Source organism: Exiguobacterium sp. SH3S3, assembly GCF_004337115.1.
Lineage (GTDB): Bacteria > Bacillota > Bacilli > Exiguobacteriales > Exiguobacteriaceae > Exiguobacterium > Exiguobacterium aurantiacum_A.
This window is the reverse complement of record NZ_SJUU01000050.1, coordinates 1-302: the sequence shown is the minus strand read 5'-3', so window position 1 is coordinate 302 and position 302 is coordinate 1. Positions and strand designations below refer to the sequence as shown.

At 50.7% G+C, this 302-nt stretch carries 1 rRNA gene; it reads right to left on the bottom strand.

The annotated features are described in order from the left end of the window. Positions 1–192: 192 nt before the first annotated feature. A 16S ribosomal RNA gene (locus EVJ28_RS14030) occupies positions 193–302 on the bottom strand; the annotation flags it as partial.

Here is a 302-nt window from a genome sequence, read left to right as displayed (position 1 = left end):
GCTCCTAGTGCCAAGGCATCCACCGTACGCCCTTTCTACCTTGATCTAGCGTTTCTAAGACACACGGTCCGAACGGACCATGCATATTTTTCTTGGTTTGATGTCTTGATGAATCTTCAGTTTTCAAAGAACAATCGAGGGACGAACCCTCAAAACTGAACGATGGGCATGCCACATGGGCATTTTCCTTAGAAAGGAGGTGATCCAGCCGCACCTTCCGATACGGCTACCTTGTTACGACTTCACCCCAATCATCTGTCCCACCTTCGGCGGCTGGCTCCTTGCGGTTACCTCACCGACTT